This is a genomic window from Frankia sp. QA3 (genome assembly GCF_000262465.1).
GTDB lineage: Bacteria > Actinomycetota > Actinomycetes > Frankiales > Frankiaceae > Frankia.
This window is the reverse complement of the sequence record NZ_CM001489.1, coordinates 4,447,090-4,462,753: the sequence shown is the minus strand read 5'-3', so window position 1 is coordinate 4,462,753 and position 15,664 is coordinate 4,447,090. Positions and strand designations below refer to the sequence as shown.

General features: G+C 69.8%; 24 protein-coding genes. 23 read left to right on the top strand and 1 reads right to left on the bottom strand.

The genetic code is table 11. From position 1 onward, the window contains the following. The first annotated feature begins 5 nt into the window (after positions 1-5). Positions 6-827: an RluA family pseudouridine synthase gene (locus FRAQA3DRAFT_RS18285; protein ID WP_009740534.1), complete on the top strand. Its 822-nt coding sequence runs from the start codon at positions 6-8 to the stop codon at positions 825-827. Between the two features lie 25 nt (positions 828-852). Here FRAQA3DRAFT_RS18285 and mug read toward each other — a convergent pair whose 3' ends face one another. Next, on the bottom strand, positions 853-1,515 hold the full coding sequence (gene mug, locus FRAQA3DRAFT_RS18280; protein WP_009740533.1) for a G/U mismatch-specific DNA glycosylase: 663 nt from the start codon (positions 1,513-1,515) through the stop codon (positions 853-855). Between the two features lie 796 nt (positions 1,516-2,311). On the opposite strand from mug, the gene rpsL reads away from it, so the two are divergent. From rpsL to rplR, 22 genes are all read left to right on the top strand, one after another. Continuing rightward, positions 2,312-2,686 (top strand): 30S ribosomal protein S12, encoded by a 375-nt coding sequence (gene rpsL, locus FRAQA3DRAFT_RS18275; protein ID WP_009740532.1) that lies wholly within the window; start codon positions 2,312-2,314, stop codon positions 2,684-2,686. Continuing rightward, positions 2,686-3,156 (top strand): 30S ribosomal protein S7, encoded by a 471-nt coding sequence (rpsG, locus tag FRAQA3DRAFT_RS18270; protein WP_009740531.1) that lies wholly within the window; start codon positions 2,686-2,688, stop codon positions 3,154-3,156. Before rpsL ends, rpsG begins: the two co-directional genes overlap by 1 nt. A 6-nt stretch (positions 3,157-3,162) precedes the next feature. Continuing rightward, a complete protein-coding gene (gene fusA / locus FRAQA3DRAFT_RS18265) occupies positions 3,163-5,259 on the top strand; it encodes an elongation factor G (RefSeq protein WP_009740530.1) in 2,097 nt (698 codons plus the stop codon). 73 nt (positions 5,260-5,332) lie between these two features. Next, positions 5,333-6,526: an elongation factor Tu gene (gene tuf / locus FRAQA3DRAFT_RS18260; protein WP_009740529.1), complete on the top strand. Its 1,194-nt coding sequence runs from the start codon at positions 5,333-5,335 to the stop codon at positions 6,524-6,526. A gap of 301 nt (positions 6,527-6,827) precedes the next feature. Next, positions 6,828-7,136, top strand: a complete 309-nt coding sequence (rpsJ, locus tag FRAQA3DRAFT_RS18255; protein WP_007514815.1) for a 30S ribosomal protein S10 — start codon at positions 6,828-6,830, stop codon at positions 7,134-7,136. A gap of 17 nt (positions 7,137-7,153) precedes the next feature. Next, positions 7,154-7,855, top strand: coding sequence for a 50S ribosomal protein L3 (gene rplC, locus FRAQA3DRAFT_RS18250; protein ID WP_009740528.1), 702 nt, complete (start codon positions 7,154-7,156; stop codon positions 7,853-7,855). Beyond that, positions 7,852-8,562, top strand: coding sequence for a 50S ribosomal protein L4 (gene rplD, locus FRAQA3DRAFT_RS18245; protein WP_009740527.1), 711 nt, complete (start codon positions 7,852-7,854; stop codon positions 8,560-8,562). Before rplC ends, rplD begins: the two co-directional genes overlap by 4 nt. After that, a complete protein-coding gene (rplW, locus tag FRAQA3DRAFT_RS18240; protein ID WP_009740526.1) occupies positions 8,559-8,855 on the top strand; it encodes a 50S ribosomal protein L23 in 297 nt (98 codons plus the stop codon). The genes rplD and rplW overlap by 4 nt, the downstream gene beginning before the upstream one ends. 61 nt (positions 8,856-8,916) lie before the next feature. Then, positions 8,917-9,750, top strand: a complete 834-nt coding sequence (rplB, locus tag FRAQA3DRAFT_RS18235; RefSeq protein ID WP_009740525.1) for a 50S ribosomal protein L2 — start codon at positions 8,917-8,919, stop codon at positions 9,748-9,750. 90 nt (positions 9,751-9,840) lie between these two features. After that, positions 9,841-10,122, top strand: a complete 282-nt coding sequence (gene rpsS, locus FRAQA3DRAFT_RS18230) for a 30S ribosomal protein S19 (protein WP_009740524.1) — start codon at positions 9,841-9,843, stop codon at positions 10,120-10,122. Then, positions 10,115-10,540, top strand: coding sequence for a 50S ribosomal protein L22 (gene rplV / locus FRAQA3DRAFT_RS18225; protein ID WP_009740523.1), 426 nt, complete (start codon positions 10,115-10,117; stop codon positions 10,538-10,540). The genes rpsS and rplV overlap by 8 nt, the downstream gene beginning before the upstream one ends. After that, a complete protein-coding gene (rpsC, locus tag FRAQA3DRAFT_RS18220; RefSeq protein WP_009740522.1) occupies positions 10,540-11,499 on the top strand; it encodes a 30S ribosomal protein S3 in 960 nt (319 codons plus the stop codon). The genes rplV and rpsC overlap by 1 nt, the downstream gene beginning before the upstream one ends. A 3-nt stretch (positions 11,500-11,502) precedes the next feature. Further along, positions 11,503-11,919, top strand: a complete 417-nt coding sequence (rplP, locus tag FRAQA3DRAFT_RS18215; RefSeq protein WP_009740521.1) for a 50S ribosomal protein L16 — start codon at positions 11,503-11,505, stop codon at positions 11,917-11,919. After that, positions 11,916-12,185 carry a 50S ribosomal protein L29 gene (gene rpmC / locus FRAQA3DRAFT_RS18210; RefSeq protein ID WP_035921123.1) on the top strand — a complete coding sequence of 90 codons (270 nt, stop codon included), beginning with the start codon at positions 11,916-11,918 and terminating at the stop codon, positions 12,183-12,185. Before rplP ends, rpmC begins: the two co-directional genes overlap by 4 nt. Before the next feature lie 5 nt (positions 12,186-12,190). After that, on the top strand, positions 12,191-12,499 hold the full coding sequence (gene rpsQ / locus FRAQA3DRAFT_RS18205) for a 30S ribosomal protein S17 (RefSeq protein WP_198287186.1): 309 nt from the start codon (positions 12,191-12,193) through the stop codon (positions 12,497-12,499). Between the two features lie 107 nt (positions 12,500-12,606). After that, complete coding sequence (rplN, locus tag FRAQA3DRAFT_RS18200; protein WP_009740518.1) at positions 12,607-12,975, top strand: 50S ribosomal protein L14; 369 nt, start codon at positions 12,607-12,609, stop codon at positions 12,973-12,975. Between the two features lie 2 nt (positions 12,976-12,977). Next, positions 12,978-13,304 carry a 50S ribosomal protein L24 gene (gene rplX, locus FRAQA3DRAFT_RS18195; RefSeq protein ID WP_035923070.1) on the top strand — a complete coding sequence of 109 codons (327 nt, stop codon included), beginning with the start codon at positions 12,978-12,980 and terminating at the stop codon, positions 13,302-13,304. A 38-nt stretch (positions 13,305-13,342) separates the two neighbouring features. Continuing rightward, positions 13,343-13,927, top strand: coding sequence for a 50S ribosomal protein L5 (gene rplE, locus FRAQA3DRAFT_RS18190; RefSeq protein WP_009740516.1), 585 nt, complete (start codon positions 13,343-13,345; stop codon positions 13,925-13,927). A 4-nt stretch (positions 13,928-13,931) separates the two neighbouring features. Then, positions 13,932-14,117, top strand: coding sequence for a type Z 30S ribosomal protein S14 (locus FRAQA3DRAFT_RS18185; protein WP_009740515.1), 186 nt, complete (start codon positions 13,932-13,934; stop codon positions 14,115-14,117). Positions 14,118-14,297: 180 nt separating this feature from the next. Continuing rightward, positions 14,298-14,708 (top strand): 30S ribosomal protein S8, encoded by a 411-nt coding sequence (gene rpsH, locus FRAQA3DRAFT_RS18180; RefSeq protein WP_009740514.1) that lies wholly within the window; start codon positions 14,298-14,300, stop codon positions 14,706-14,708. A 12-nt stretch (positions 14,709-14,720) separates the two neighbouring features. Continuing rightward, a complete protein-coding gene (rplF, locus tag FRAQA3DRAFT_RS18175) occupies positions 14,721-15,257 on the top strand; it encodes a 50S ribosomal protein L6 (protein WP_009740513.1) in 537 nt (178 codons plus the stop codon). Between the two features lie 10 nt (positions 15,258-15,267). Beyond that, complete coding sequence (rplR, locus tag FRAQA3DRAFT_RS18170; RefSeq protein ID WP_009740512.1) at positions 15,268-15,642, top strand: 50S ribosomal protein L18; 375 nt, start codon at positions 15,268-15,270, stop codon at positions 15,640-15,642. The last annotated feature ends 22 nt before the right edge of the window (positions 15,643-15,664 follow it).

Below are 15,664 nucleotides of genomic sequence, written 5' to 3'. Positions count from 1 at the left end.
GCCTCGTGGCCGACTGGGCCGAGATCCGGCGCGTGCACACGATCTACGAGGACGACGCCGTCCTCGTGCTCGACAAGCCCGCCGGCATCTCGGTCATGGGGGAGCGGCACGACACCGACCTCGTCCGGCTCGCTGCCGACGCCGGCGAGGAGCTGTTCCCCGTGCACCGGATCGACAAGGTCACGTCGGGAGTCGTGCTGTTCGCCAAGGAGCTGCGCTTCCACGGCGACCTGACCAGGCAGTTCCAGCGGCGCACGGTCGGCAAGCGCTATCTCGCGCTGACCCGCACCCGCGGCCTGCCCGCGGCGGGGACCATCGATCTGCCGCTGAGCGTGGGCCGCAAGAACCGGGTCCGGGTGGCCGCGAACCGGGCCGACATCACCGCCTCGCGCCGCCGTCCCGGCGACCTGCTCCCATCCGGCGACCTGCTCGCGTCCGGTGAGGCGCCGGACGGGAGGCACTGGTCCGTCCCGCCTGGTGCGGTCTTCGGCCACGTGCGGACCTATCCCTCGGTCACGACGATCGCCCGGGTCTGGGAGGGCGGCGAACACACCCTGCTCGCGGCGACGCCGCAGACCGGGCGGCGTCACCAGATCCGGGTGCACCTGGCCTGGATCGGTCATCCCATCGAGGGCGATCCCCTGTTCGACCGGGCGCCCGTGACCCGCACCTTCCTGCATTCCTGGCGGCTCGCCTTCGACGCCGCCTGGGCCGGCGGTTCGCGCGTCGAGGTCGAGGCGCCGGTCGGAGCGGACTTCCTCGCCCCCCTCGCCGACCGTCTGCCCGACGGCATCCCCACCGACCCGCTGGAGCACGCCCGGCGTTGAGCCGGGCCGGTGATCCCGGTCGCGATCACCCGTCGGGGTAGGCCGCCTCGCGCAGCTCGCCGTACACCCGGACCAGGTCGGGCAGCTGGTAGTGCGCGTTCAGACCGCTCGGGTTGGGCAGCAGCCAGATGCCGGCCGGGCCCAGGGTCTCCGGCTGCCGACCGACCTGCGCACGGCGCCGGCCGAAGCCGACGCGGTAGGCGGCCAGGCCGAGGAAGGCCACCCAGCGCGGCGAGATCCGCTCGACGAGCTCGGTGAGCCGGGTGACGCCGGCCCGCACCTCGTCGTCGCTGATCTCATCGGCGCGGGCGGTGGACCGGTTGACCAGGTTGGTGATGCTGATGCCGCGGCTGGTCAGCTCCCCGGTCTCGCTGGGGTGCAGCCGGCGCGGGGTGAAGCCGGCGAGGTGCAGGACCGGCCACAGCCGGTTGCTCGGCGTGCCGAAGTGGAAGCCGGTCGCCCCGGACTCCAGGGACGGGTTGATCCCGCACAGCAGCACGGTGGTCCGCGGGGCGACGAGGTCGGGGACCGCGGTGTCGTAGGCGGCGAGCAGCTCGGCGCGGGTCGGCCGGCGCCGGCCGGCACCGGAGTCACCGGGAGCCGCGGAGTCGGATGGGACTGCAGAACTGGGTGGGACTGCAGAACTGGGTTGGGCTGCCGGCGGCTGCCCGCCAACTGCGTCAAACATGTCCTCGTGGACCTCCGATGCCGGTATCGTGCTGTCTCGTACAGCGTGCCAGGACCAGGGCCGCGGAGGTCCGCGGGCCCCGGTGCTCGGCCCGCTGCCTTCGGTGAAGATGCCGGAGTCCGGCCGCCCCGTCGTGCGGGTAGTGGATTGTCGGCTCCGGTGAGCCGGTCCGACGCGGGCCGGCGGTTCCCGGACTATGCGAGGTCCGGGCGTGGCGGCGACCGGGCCGTGTCTCGACGAGTCGGCGGATGCCCGCCGGGCGCCGCCGGTGGTGGTCGGTGCCCATGGGCGGGCCGTGGTCGCGCGAGGGCGAAATTCGTCGGGAGCGGGCTCGGTTGGCTCCGATGCGGTCGAGGTCGTGGGTTTGTGGGGCCGCGGTGTCTGCGTCGGACGTCGTCCGATACCCCGTTCGACACGTGACGCGGCCGTGGAGTACTGTTGGTTCCTGTGGCCGGAGTCCACGTGGCTCCGGCGCGCGTCTTGCACTTCGATGTGGCGCCGTGGTGCCTGGCAGGTTGACGTAAAGTCACCGCCTGGGTGTCCGTCGGCGACTGTCGGGCTCGGTTCCGCGAAGCGGCCGGGCGGGCTGGCGCGCTGTCCACCGCAGTTGGATCAGCCGAATTCACGATCCTCCTCGGGCGAAACGGCGCGACACGCCCGACCGCGTGGGTCGGAGATGCCGGTCGAGGCCACCGCGGTGGCTCGGGTGCGATTCGCAAGAGTTAGCAGGTAGGCCGGCGTACCGGTCTGGTTGCCCAAGGCAGTACGACGAGGCGTCACAGGAACGGGAGCGGCGTTGCCCACGATCCAGCAGCTGGTCCGCAAGGGCCGGCAGGACAAGGTCGAGAAGACCAAGACCCCGGCACTCAAGGGGAGCCCTCAGCGTCGTGGCGTGTGCACCCGCGTCTACACGACCACCCCGAAGAAGCCGAACTCGGCGCTGCGCAAGGTCGCGCGTGTCCGGCTGAACAGCGGGATCGAGGTCACCGCCTACATTCCCGGCGTCGGCCACAACCTGCAGGAGCACTCGATCGTCCTGGTTCGTGGCGGTCGTGTGAAGGACCTTCCGGGCGTTCGTTACAAGATCGTCCGAGGCGCTCTCGACACGCAGGGCGTCCGTAACCGCAAGCAGGCTCGTAGCCGCTACGGCGCGAAGAAGGAGAAGGGCTGATGCCGCGCAAGGGGCCCGCGCCCAAGCACGCCGTCGTGGTCGACCCGGTGTACGGGTCACCCCTGGTGACCGCGCTGGTGAACAAGGTGCTGCTGAGCGGCAAGAAGTCGGTCGCGGAGCGCATCGTGTACGGCGCGCTGGAGGGCGCGAAGAACAAGACCGGCAACGACCCGGTCGTCACGCTCAAGCGGGCGCTCGACAACGTCAAGCCCACCCTGGAGGTGCGCAGCCGCCGGGTAGGTGGCGCCACCTACCAGGTGCCGGTCGAGGTCCGCGCCGGTCGCAGCACGACCCTCGCGCTGCGCTGGATCGTCGGCTACTCCCGGGCTCGTCGCGAGAAGACGATGACCGAGCGGCTGATGAACGAGCTCATCGACGCGAGCAACGGCCTCGGCGCGAGCGTGAAGCGCCGGGAGGACACCCACAAGATGGCGGAGTCCAACAAGGCCTTCGCCCACTACCGCTGGTAGCTCGACATGCCATCTGACGTACGTTCCTCGCTGGCCAGTACCCGCAACATCGGGATCATGGCCCACATCGACGCGGGCAAGACCACCACGACCGAGCGCATCCTCTTCTACACCGGTGTGAACTACAAGATCGGTGAGGTCCACGAGGGCGGCGCCACGATGGACTGGATGGAGCAGGAGCAGGAGCGGGGGATCACCATCACCTCCGCGGCCACCACCTGTATCTGGCGCGACCACACCATCAACATCATCGACACGCCCGGCCACGTCGACTTCACCGTCGAGGTCGAGCGGTCGCTGCGCGTCCTCGACGGCGCCGTGGCGGTGTTCGACGCCGTCGCCGGCGTCGAGCCGCAGAGCGAGACGGTCTGGAAGCAGGCCGACCGGTACAACGTGCCGCGGATCGCCTTCGTCAACAAGATGGACCGGGTCGGCGCGGAGTTCCACCGCTGCGTGGACATGATGGTCGAGCGGCTCGACGCGACTCCGGCCGTCATCCAGCTCCCCTGGGGCGTCGAGGCCGACTTCCGCGGCGTCATCGACCTGATCCGGATGAAGGGCCTCCTCTGGCAGTCCGAGGACAAGGGCGCCTCCTACGAGACCGTCGACATCCCGCGCGATCACCTCGAGGCCGCGCAGGAATGGCGCGACAAGCTCCTGGAGACGGTCGCGGAGAACGACGACGAGCTCATGGAGCTCTACCTCGAGGGTGAGGAGCCCTCCGAGGAGCAGCTCGTCGCCGGCCTGCGGCGCGGTACCCTCGCCAGCAAGATCAATCCGGTGCTGTGCGGCTCCGCGTTCAAGAACAAGGGCGTTCAGCCCATGCTCGACGCGGTCGTCGACTTCCTGCCGAACCCGCTGGACATCGGCGCCACCGTCGGTCACTCCGTCAACGACGAGGAGACCGAGGTCCGCCGGGAGCCCAGCGAGGACGAGCCGTTCTCGGCGCTTGCCTTCAAGATCATGAGTGACCCGTACGTCGGCAAGCTGACCTACATCCGGGTGTACTCCGGCAAGTTGACCGGCGGTTCGCCGGTGCTGAACTCGACGAAGGACCGCAAGGAGCGCATCGGGCGCATCCTGCAGATGCACGCCAACCACCGGGAGGACCGGGACGGCGTCGGTGCGGGGCAGATCGTCGCCGTGGTGGGGCTGAAGAACACCACCACCGGTGACACGCTCTGCGACCCGAACGCGCCGGTGATTCTGGAGTCGATGACGTTCCCGGCGCCGGTCATCCACGTCGCGATCGAGCCGAAGACGAAGGCCGACCAGCAGAAGCTGGGCACCGCCATCCAGCGGCTCGCCGAGGAGGACCCGACCTTCCAGGTCCGTACCGACGAGGAGACCGGGCAGACGATCATCGCTGGCATGGGCGAGCTGCACCTCGACGTGCTGGTCGACCGGATGCGCCGCGAGTTCGGCGTCGAGGCGAACGTCGGCAAGCCGCAGGTGGCCTACCGGGAGACGATCCGCCGCAAGGTGGAGAAGGTCGACTACACCCACAAGAAGCAGACGGGTGGGTCCGGTCAGTACGCCCGGGTGATCATCAACCTGGAGCCCTCCGGCGGCGACGGCGGCGGCTACGAGTTCGAGAACAAGGTCACCGGCGGCCGCATCCCCCGGGAGTACATCCCGTCGGTGGACGCCGGCTGCCAGGAGGCCATGGAGTTCGGCGTGCTCGCCGGCTACCCGCTGGTCGATGTCAAGGTCACCCTCCTGGACGGTCAGTTCCACGACGTGGACTCGTCCGAGCTCGCCTTCAAGATCGCCGGTTCGATGGCGTTCAAGGACGCGGCCCGCAAGGCCGATCCCGTGCTCCTCGAGCCGCTGATGGCCGTCGAGGTGACCACCCCCGAGGACCACATGGGGGACGTCATCGGCGACCTGAACTCCCGCCGCGGGCAGATCCAGGCGATGGAGGAGCGCGGCGGTTCCCGGATCGTGCGGGCGCAGGTGCCACTGTCGGAGATGTTCGGCTACGTCGGTGACCTGCGGTCCAAGACGTCCGGCCGGGCCAGCTACTCGATGCAGTTCGACTCCTACGCCGAGGTTCCCGCGAACGTCGCCAAGGAGATCATCGCCAAGGCGAGGGGGGAGTGACCGCCCTCGTGGCGTGAGCACCTCCTCCACCTGACTACACAGCACGACACCACCCGTCCTTGGAGGGACACCCGTGGCGAAGCAGAAGTTCGAGCGGACGAAGCCGCACGTCAATATCGGCACCATCGGTCACATCGACCATGGCAAGACCACGCTGACCGCGGCGATCACCAAGGTCCTGCACGACGCGCACCCGGACCTCAACCCCTTCACGCCGTTCGACCAGATCGACAAGGCGCCGGAGGAGAAGGCCCGCGGTATCACGATCTCGATCGCGCACGTCGAGTACCAGACCGACAAGCGGCACTACGCGCACGTCGACTGCCCCGGGCACGCGGACTACATCAAGAACATGATCACCGGTGCCGCCCAGATGGACGGGGCGATCCTGGTGGTGTCCGCGACCGACGGTCCGATGCCGCAGACGAAGGAGCACGTGCTCCTCGCGCGCCAGGTCGGCGTGCCCTACATCGTCGTCGCGCTGAACAAGGCCGACATGGTCGACGACGAGGAGATCCTGGAGCTCGTCGAGCTCGAGGTTCGCGAGCTGCTCAGCTCGTACGAGTTCCCGGGTGACGACGTCCCGGTCATCCGCGTCTCCGCGCTCAAGGCGCTGGAGGGTGACAAGGAGTGGGGCGCGAAGCTCCTCGAGCTCATGGCCGCGGTCGACGACTCGATCCCCGAGCCGCAGCGTGACATCGACCGGCCGTTCCTCATGCCGATCGAGGACGTCTTCACGATCACCGGTCGTGGCACGGTCGTCACCGGCCGCGTCGAGCGTGGAATCGTCAAGGTCAACGAGACCGTGGAGATCGTCGGCATCAAGCCGGAGACCACCACGACGACCGTGACCGGCGTCGAGATGTTCCGCAAGCTGCTCGACGAGGGGCGTGCCGGCGACAACGTGGGCCTGCTCCTGCGCGGCATCAAGCGCGAGGACGTCGAGCGCGGCCAGGTCATCGTCAAGCCCAAGACGATCACCCCGCACACGGTGTTCGAGGCGCGCGTCTACATCCTGAACAAGGACGAGGGCGGCCGCCACACGCCGTTCTTCAAGAACTACCGGCCGCAGTTCTACTTCCGCACCACCGACGTGACCGGGGTCGTGACCCTCCCCGAGGGCACCGAGATGGTCATGCCGGGCGACAACACCGAGATGACGGTCGAGCTCATCCAGCCGATCGCCATGGAGGAGGGTCTGCGCTTCGCCATCCGCGAGGGTGGCCGGACCGTCGGTGCGGGCCAGGTCACGAAGGTTCTCAAGTAGTAGCGGCGGGCGGTGGGTCCGGAGCACCCGGGCCCACCGCCCGCATTGCTGCCCGGGCGGCGCGATTGGGCGCCACTCCCGGGCGGCCCGGCTGCCGGCGCCACCGGCTGCCGACGTGGCAGGTAATCCGGCCCGAGCGTCGATCGGTCGACGCGGGACCGGCACGAGACAGCGGTAACCGGCAGATTCCCTCCGCCGGCGGCGGGGCGCGGGCCCCGCGCCACCGGCAGGACGGATCTACGGGCGGTGACCCGGTAGCGGTACCGGCCGGACGAGACAGACAGGACAGGCGAAGCCCACCATGGCGGCACAGAAGATCCGCATTCGGCTCAAGGCCTATGACCACGAGGTCATCGACAGCTCGGCGCGGAAGATCGTCGAGACGGTGACCCGGACGGGTGCGCAGGTCGCGGGACCGGTGCCGCTGCCGACGGAGAAGAACATCTACTGCGTCATCCGGTCGCCGCACAAGTACAAGGACAGCCGCGAGCACTTCGAGATGCGGACGCACAAGCGGCTGATCGACATCCTTGACCCGACGCCGAAGACGGTCGACTCGCTGATGCGGCTCGACCTCCCCGCCGGCGTCGACATCGAGATCAAGCTGTAAGAGGGGCCGGCGCAGTCATGCTCATCCGCAACTACAGAGGGCTCCTGGGCACCAAGCTCGGGATGACCCAGGTATGGGACGCGAACAACCGCGTCGTGCCGGTCACCGTCATCAAGGCCGGACCCAACGTCGTCACGCAGGTCAAGACGCCTGACTCGGACGGGTACTCCGCCGTCCAGCTCGGTTACGGCGAGATCGACCCGCGAAAGATCAACAAGCCGGCCCGGGGGCACTTCGCCACCAGCGGGGTGACGCCGCGGCGCCACCTCGTCGAGCTGCGCACCGCCGACGCCGCCAACTACCGGCCCGGCCAGGAGCTGACCGGTGAGGTGTTCGTCCCGGGGACCGTCGTCGACGTCACCGGCACCTCCAAGGGCAAGGGCTTCGCCGGTGTCATGAAGCGCCACGGCTTCAAGGGCCTGGGCGCCGGGCACGGCGTCGAGCGCAAGCACCGCTCGCCGGGTTCGGTCGGCGGCTGCGCCACCCCCGGTCGCGTCTTCAAGGGCCTGCGCATGGCGGGCCGGATGGGCCACGCGCGCACCACCACGCCGGGCCTGACCATCCACGCCGTCGACACCGAGCGTGGCTTTCTGCTGGTGAAGGGCGCGATACCCGGCCCGGACGGCGGACTCGTCTTCGTGCGCAGCGCGGCCAAGCGCCCGGCGCCCGAGGCGATCGCCCCGGCGGCGGTCGGCGCCGGTGAGGAGGTCTCGGCATGAGCCGGGTGGCGACCGCATCCGATTCGGATGCCACCACCACGCGCACCGTCTCGGTGCACGCGCCGAACGGCGGTGACGGCGGCAGCGTTGAGCTGCCCGGTGGTGTGTTCGACGTGCCGCTGAACGTCCCGCTGATCCACCAGGTCGTGGTCGCGCAGCTCGCGGCGGCCCGCCAGGGGACCCATGCCACCAAGACCCGCGGCGAGGTCCGCGGCGGTGGTCGCAAGCCGTACCGGCAGAAGGGCACCGGCCGCGCCCGGCAGGGCTCACTGCGCGCCCCGCAGTTCACCGGCGGTGGCATCGTGCACGGCCCGACGCCGCGCAAGTACGACCAGCGCACCCCGAAGAAGATGAAGGCCGCCGCCCTGCGCGGCGCCCTGTCCGACCGGGCGCGCAACAACCGGGTCCACGTTGTGTCCTCGCTGGTCACGGGGGAGACTCCGGCCACGAAGGCAGCGGTCACGGCGCTTCGCGCGATCGCCGACACCCGCCGGGTGCTCGTGGTCGCGAGCCGCGCCGACGAGCTGACCTGGAAGAGCCTGCGCAACGTCGCGGCGGTGCACCTGCTCGACCCGGGGCAGCTCAACACCTACGACGTGCTGGTGAGCGACGACGTCGTCTTCACCGAGGAGGCGCTGGCCGCGTTCCTCGCCCGCGACAGCCGGCCGGCGTCGCCCGCCGCGGCCGGGGCGGAGGAGAACAAGTGATTCCCGACCCGCGTGACGTAATCCTGCGACCGGTCGTCTCCGAGAAGAGCTACGGCCTGCTCGACGAGAACGTCTACACCTTCATCGTGCACCCGGACGCGAACAAGACGCAGATCAAGCTCGCGGTCCAGCAGATCTTCAGCGTGCGGGTCCTGCGGGTGAACACCATCAACCGGCAGGGCAAGCGCAAGCGGACCAAGCACGGCTGGGGACACCGGTCCGCGACCAAGCGGGCCCTGGTGAGCCTGGCCCCCGGTGACACGATCGAGATCTTCGGAGGCCCCGGTGCCTGAGCGCGTGCGCCGCGCCGCGGCGGCGGGCCACGGGTCGACGGGCCAGGGACGGTAGGAAGCCATGGGAATTCGTAGGTACAAGCCGACGACGCCGGGGCGTCGTGGCGCGAGCGTGGCCGACTTCGTCGAGATCACCCGTGACCACCCGGAGAAGTCGCTGGTCCGCCCGCTGCACTCCAAGGGCGGGCGCAACGTCCACGGCCGGATCACCACCCGGCACCAGGGCGGCGGGCACAAGCGGGCCTACCGGATCATCGACTTCCGGCGGGACAAGGACGGCGTGCCGGCGAAGGTCGCGCACATCGAGTACGACCCGAACCGCACCGCCCGCATCGCCCTGCTGCACTACGCCGACGGCGAGAAGCGCTACATCATCGCCCCGGTGAAGCTCAAGCAGGGCGACCAGGTCAGCTCCGGCGTGGGCGCCGACATCAAGCCCGGCAACGCCCTGCCGCTGCGCAACATCCCGACCGGCACCGTGGTGCACGCCATCGAGCTGCGTCCCGGCGGCGGCGCGAAGATCGCCCGCAGCGCCGGCGCCAGCGTGCAGCTCGTCGCGAAGGACGGCCCCTACGCTCAGCTGCGGATGCCCTCGGGCGAGATCCGCAACGTGGACGTCCGCTGCCGCGCCACCGTCGGCGAGGTCGGCAACGCCGAGCAGAGCAACATCAACTGGGGCAAGGCTGGCCGGATGCGCTGGAAGGGCCGCCGGCCCACGGTGCGCGGTGTCGCGATGAACCCGGTCGACCACCCGCACGGTGGTGGTGAGGGCAAGACCTCCGGTGGTCGCCACCCGGTCAACCCGAAGGGCCGTCCGGAGGGGCGGACCCGCGCCAACCACAAGTCGTCCGACGCGCTCATCGTGCGTCGTCGCAAGCAGAACAGGCGGCGGTAGTGACCTCACGTACCCGGACCCCGGCCCCCGTGAGCCTGTCGTCCGCCCCCCGTACCCACCGGATCTGAGCAGGAAGGAGGAGACACAGCCATGCCACGCAGTCTGAAGAAGGGCCCGTTCGTCGACGACCACCTGCTCAAGAAGGTGGACGTGCAGAACTCGAAGGGCACCAAGCACGTCATCAAGACCTGGTCGCGGCGCTCCACCGTGATCCCCGACATGCTGGGGCACACGATCGCCGTGCACGATGGCCGCAAGCACGTCCCGGTCTTCATCACCGAGGGCATGGTCGGGCACAAGCTCGGCGAGTTCGCCCCGACCCGGACGTTCCGCGGCCACGTCAAGGAGGACCGGAGGTCGCGCCGTGGCTGACGATCTCGTCGATGGCCTGACCCGGGCCGGCCTGCCGGGCGCCAAGGCCTCGGCCCGCTACGTGCGGGTCTCGCCGACCAAGGCCCGCCGGGTCGTCGACCTGGTGCGCGGCCGGTCGGTCAGCGAGGCGCTGGACATCCTCCGGTTCGCCCCGCAGGCGGCCAGCGAGGACGTGTACAAGGTCGTCGCCAGCGCCGCGGCGAACGCCGAGAACAACCACAGCCTCGACCCCACCACCCTGTGGGTGGGCGAGGTGTACGTGGACGAGGGGCCGACGCTCAAGCGCATCCGGCCTCGCGCCCAGGGCCGGGCCTACCGGATCCGTAAGCGCACCAGCCACATCACCGTCGTGGTGGAGAGCCGGGAGCCGGTCTCCACGGCCGGCCGGGGCGCGAAGACGACAAGGAGGGCCCGGTAGTGGGGCAGAAGGTCAACCCGCACGGGTTCCGGCTTGGCATCACCTCGGAGTTCACGTCCCGCTGGTACGCCGACAAGCAGTACAAGGCGTACGTCGGCGAGGACGTGAAGATCCGCAAGATGATGTCGCGGGGCATGGAGCGGGCCGGTATCAGCCGGGTCGACATCGAGCGGACCCAGGGTCGGCTGCGGGTGGACATCCACACCGCGCGCCCGGGCATCGTCATCGGCCGCCGCGGCGCCGAGGCCGACCGCATCCGCGGCGACCTGGAGAAGCTCACCGGCAAGCAGGTGCAGCTGAACATCCTCGAGGTCAAGAACCCCGAGGTCGACGCGCAGCTCGTCGCCCAGGGCGTGGCCGAGCAGCTCTCCAGCCGGGTCAGCTTCCGCCGCGCCATGCGCAAGGCGATGCAGACCGCGATGAAGGGCGGCGCCAAGGGCATCCGGGTGCAGTGCTCGGGTCGCCTCGGCGGCGCCGAGATGAGCCGGTCGGAGTTCTACCGTGAGGGCCGGGTGCCGCTGCACACCCTGCGGGCGGACATCGACTACGGCTTCTACGAGGCCCGGACGAACTTCGGCCGCATCGGCGTGAAGGTCTGGATCTACAAGGGCGACATCGTCCAGAGCCGGGCCGAGCGCGAGGCGCAGGAGGCGCTGCAGCGTCAGACCCGTCGGGACCGCCCGCGTCGCGGGCCGCGTTCCGGCTCGTCCGGCACCACCCAGGGCGGTACCGACGCCGGTCGCGCCGCGGCGCGCAGCGAGCGCCGGGGGCGCGGCGGCAACGCGCCGGCGCCCGAGGCCGCGCCTGAGACGACCGCACCCGAGACCACCGCGCCCGAGGCCGCGCCGTCGGAGGCCCCTGTGGCCGAGACGACCGCGCCCGCCACCGCCGCGACCGAGTCGGCCGCCACGCCGGCCGCCGCCGCGACGACGGGCACTCCGGAGAAGGCGGAGGAATAGATCATGCTGATTCCCCGGAAGGTCGCGCACCGCAAGCAGCACCACCCCGGGCGGACCGGTGCGGCCAAGGGCGGAACCCGCGTCACGTTCGGCGAGTACGGGATCCAGGCCCTGGAGTCGGCCTACGTGACGAACCGGCAGATCGAGTCGGCGCGTATCGCGATGACCCGCCACATTCGCCGTGGTGGCAAGGTCTGGATCAACATCTACCCCGACCGGCCGCTGACCAAGAAGCCCGCCGAGACCCGGATGGGTTCCGGTAAGGGCTCGCCCGAGTGGTGGGTCGCGAACGTCAAGCCGGGCCGGGTGCTGTTCGAGCTGTCCGGGGTCGCGGAGCCCGTGGCCCGGGAGGCGATGCGGCGCGCGATCCACAAGCTGCCGATGAAGTGCCGTTTCGTGGTTCGTGAAGGTGGTGCGTGATGGCTGTCGCTACCGCGGACGAGCTGCGGGGCCTGTCGGGCGACGAGCTCGTCGACAAGCTCCGGGAAGCCAAGGAGGAGCTGTTCAACCTCCGGTTCCAGGCGGCGACCGGGCAGCTTTCCAACAACCGGCGGCTGCGGGCCGTGCGGCGCGACATCGCCCGGATCTACACGGTGATGCGCGAACGGGAGCTGGGTATCACCGGCGATCCGGCGCTGGTCGCCGGCGCGACGGACGATGACGCGACGCAGTCGGAACGGGCGTGAGGGCAGTGGCAGACGAGACGGCCTCCCAGGAGGCTTCGCAGAACACCGACGCGGCGGGCGCGGACCGCGGCTTCCGCAAGGTCCGCGAGGGCCTCGTGGTCAGCGACAAGATGACCAAGACCGTCGTGGTCGCGGTCGAGGACCGCGTGCAGCACCCGCTGTACGGCAAGACGATCCGCCGGACGAAGAAGGTCAAGGCGCACGACGAGCACGGCACCACCGGTGTCGGCGACCGCGTGTTGCTGATGGAGACCCGGCCGCTGTCGGCCACCAAGCGGTGGCGGATCGTCCAGGTCCTGGAGAAGGCCAAATAGTTTCGGGGCGAGGCAGCCCTCGGGGGCGAGGCAGCCCCCGGCGCCCGGGTGACCGGGTCCGATGCAGTACCGGTTGATCAGCAGTACCGGGTGATCAGGAGCGGAAAGTGATTCAGCAGGAGTCGCGACTTCGGGTCGCCGACAACACCGGAGCACGGGAGATTCTCTGCATCCGGGTGCTTGGCGGCTCTGGGCGTCGTTACGCGGGGATCGGCGACATCATCGTCGGCACGGTCAAGGATGCCCTGCCCGGCGCCGGCGTGAAGCGCGGCGACGTGGTCAAGGCGGTCGTGGTGCGCACCACCAAGGAGCGCCGGCGGCCGGACGGCTCCTACATCCGTTTCGACGAGAACGCGGCGGTGCTCATCCGGGACGGCGGTGACCCTCGGGGCACCCGCATCTTCGGGCCGGTCGGCCGGGAGCTGCGCGACAAGAAGTTCATGAAGATCATCTCGCTGGCGCCGGAGGTGCTGTGACCGTGGCCGCTTTTAAGATCAAGAAGGGTGACACGGTCCAGATCATCACCGGCAAGGACCGCGGCCTGAAGGGGAAGGTCATCCGGGCCTACCCCGAGCAGAACAAGGTCCTCGTCGAGGGCGCGAACCGGATCACGCGACACACCCGCCCCCAGCAGAGCGCGCGGGGCTCGCAGTCCGGGGGGATCGTCACCCAGGAGGCGCCGATCCACGTGAGCAACGTGATGATCGTCGATCCGTCGGACGGACGGCCCACCAGGATCGGGTACCGCATCAACGAGGACGGCACCAAGGTCCGCATCTCCCGGCGCACCGGCGCCGAGCTGTAGGCCGAGCGAGCAGTCGAGCAGTTGGGAATCGAGATCAAATGACTGTGACCACCGAAGACCGGACCACCGGTGCTCGCCCGGTCCCACGGCTCAAGCAGCGGTACCGCGACGAGATCGCCCCGGCGCTGCGGGAGGAGTTCTCCTACCGCAACGTCATGCAGATCCCCGGCGTCGTGAAGGTCGTCGTCAACATGGGCGTCGGAGACGCCGCCCGGGACGCGAAGCTCATCGACGGCGCCGTGCGCGACCTCGCCGCCATCACCGGCCAGAAGCCGGCCGTGCGGCGGGCGAAGAAGTCCATCGCCCAGTTCAAGCTGCGCGAGGGGATGCCGATCGGCGCGAAGGTGACCCTGCGCGGCGACCGGATGTGGGAGTTCCTCGACCGCCTGGTCTCCATCGCGCTCCCGCGCATCCGTGACTTCCGCGGGCTGTCCCCGAAGCAGTTCGACGGTGCGGGCAACTACACCTTCGGCGTGGTCGAGCAGTCGATCTTCCACGAGATCGACATCGACCGGATCGACCGGGTTCGGGGCATGGACATCACGGTCGTCACCACCGCGACCACCGACGACGAGGGCCGGGCGCTCCTGCGGGCGCTGGGCTTCCCCTTCCGGGAGAACTAGACAGATGGCCAAGAAGGCACTGATCGAGAAGTCGAACCGCAAGCCGAAGTACGCGGTGCGCGGTTACACCCGCTGCCAGCGCTGCGGCCGGTCCCGCTCGGTATACCGGGTCTTCGGACTCTGCCGGGTCTGCCTGCGGCAGATGGCGCACCGCGGCGAGCTGCCCGGCGTCACCAAGAGCTCCTGGTAGACGCGAGCTCTGGGTAGACGCGGGAGCTCCTGGTAGACACGGGAGCTCTCCGGTGGCCGGCACGACTTCACCCTCCGCACCACCCCCGCACCTTCACCCGATCGCGGCAGGCCCGGACCACGGCCGCCGGGGCACTCTCCCCGGCGCCGGCGGGAACCGCCGTGAGAAAGGCGTCAAGCCATGACGATGACCGACCCGATTGCGGACATGCTCACGCGTGTCCGCAACGCCAGCCGGGCCTACCACGACCGAGTGGTGATGCCCCACAGCAAGATCAAGACCCACATTGCCGAGATCCTCCAGCAGGAGGGTTACATCTCCAGCTGGCACGTCGAGGACGCAACCTCGGCTGGCGGCGTCGGCCACTCCCTGGTCATCGATCTGAAGTACGGCCCGAACCGCGAGCGTTCGATCGCCGGGATCAAGCGCATCAGCAAGCCGGGCCTGCGGGTCTACGCCAAGGCGACGAACCTCCCCAAGGTGCTCGGGGGACTGGGTGTCGCGATCATCTCCACCTCGTCGGGGCTGCTGACCGACAAGCAGGCGGGCAAGCGGGGCGTGGGCGGGGAAGTCCTCGCCTACGTCTGGTAAGGAAGGCGAGCGATGTCTCGGATCGGGCGCCTGCCCATTCCCGTCCCCACCGGTGTCGATATCACCGTCGAGGGGGCGACCATTACCGTCAAGGGGCCCAAGGGCACCCTGAGCCACGTCGTGGTCGAGCCGATCGCGGTCAACCGGGAGGAGGGTCAGCTCGTGGTGACCCGCCCGGATGACGAACGCCGGTCCCGCTCGCTGCACGGCCTGACCCGCACCCTGGTCTCCAACATGGTCACCGGCGTGACCGCCGGGTACTCCAAGACCCTGGAGATCGTCGGCGTCGGTTACCGCGTCCAGGCGAAGGGCTCCGACCTGGAGTTCGCGCTGGGCTACAGCCACCCCGTCCCGGTCAAGGCCCCCGAGGGCATCCGCTTCGAGGTGCAGACCCCGACCCGCTTCGTGGTCCACGGGATCGACAAGCAGCTGGTCGGTGAGGTCTCCGCGAAGATCCGCGGACTGCGCAAGCCCGACCCGTACAAGGGCAAGGGCGTGCGCTACCAGGGCGAGGTCGTCCGCCGCAAGGTCGGGAAGACCGGGAAGTAGGAGATAGATCATGGCAGTGAGCCTCGGCGCCAGCGCGCGCCGGCGGACCGCGAAGCTCCGTCGGCATGTCCGCGTGCGCAAGAAGGTGGCGGGCACCCAGTCCCGTCCCCGGCTCGTCGTCACCCGGTCCTCGCGGCACATCTACGCCCAGGTCATCGACGACGTCGCCGGCCACACGCTCGCCTCGGCGTCCACCCTGGACGTCACCCTGCGCGGTGGTGAGGGCGACAAGTCCGCCCAGGCACGCAAGGTCGGCGAACTGGTCGCCCAGCGGGCGAAGGCGGCCGGGATCGACGCGGTCGTGTTCGATCGCGGCGGGCGGACCTACGCCGGCCGGATCGCCGCGCTCGCGGATGCGGCGCGCCAGAGCGGGCTGGACTTCTGATGACCGCTGCGCCCCAAGCCAC

Excerpts from the sequence above, each read along its gene's own strand:
- mug (WP_009740533.1), bottom strand. The coding sequence starts at position 1,515 with ATGTTTGACGCAGTTGGCGGGCAGCCGCCGGCAGCCCAACCCAGTTCT.
- rpsG (WP_009740531.1), top strand. The coding sequence starts at position 2,686 with ATGCCGCGCAAGGGGCCCGCGCCCAAGCACGCCGTCGTGGTCGACCCG.
- fusA (WP_009740530.1), top strand. The coding sequence starts at position 3,163 with ATGCCATCTGACGTACGTTCCTCGCTGGCCAGTACCCGCAACATCGGG.
- rpsJ (WP_007514815.1), top strand. The coding sequence starts at position 6,828 with ATGGCGGCACAGAAGATCCGCATTCGGCTCAAGGCCTATGACCACGAG.
- rplC (WP_009740528.1), top strand. The coding sequence starts at position 7,154 with ATGCTCATCCGCAACTACAGAGGGCTCCTGGGCACCAAGCTCGGGATG.
- rplD (WP_009740527.1), top strand. The coding sequence starts at position 7,852 with ATGAGCCGGGTGGCGACCGCATCCGATTCGGATGCCACCACCACGCGC.
- rplB (WP_009740525.1), top strand. The coding sequence starts at position 8,917 with ATGGGAATTCGTAGGTACAAGCCGACGACGCCGGGGCGTCGTGGCGCG.
- rpsS (WP_009740524.1), top strand. The coding sequence starts at position 9,841 with ATGCCACGCAGTCTGAAGAAGGGCCCGTTCGTCGACGACCACCTGCTC.
- rplP (WP_009740521.1), top strand. The coding sequence starts at position 11,503 with ATGCTGATTCCCCGGAAGGTCGCGCACCGCAAGCAGCACCACCCCGGG.
- rplE (WP_009740516.1), top strand. The coding sequence starts at position 13,343 with ATGACTGTGACCACCGAAGACCGGACCACCGGTGCTCGCCCGGTCCCA.
- FRAQA3DRAFT_RS18185 (WP_009740515.1), top strand. The coding sequence starts at position 13,932 with ATGGCCAAGAAGGCACTGATCGAGAAGTCGAACCGCAAGCCGAAGTAC.
- rpsH (WP_009740514.1), top strand. The coding sequence starts at position 14,298 with ATGACGATGACCGACCCGATTGCGGACATGCTCACGCGTGTCCGCAAC.
- rplF (WP_009740513.1), top strand. The coding sequence starts at position 14,721 with ATGTCTCGGATCGGGCGCCTGCCCATTCCCGTCCCCACCGGTGTCGAT.
- rplR (WP_009740512.1), top strand. The coding sequence starts at position 15,268 with ATGGCAGTGAGCCTCGGCGCCAGCGCGCGCCGGCGGACCGCGAAGCTC.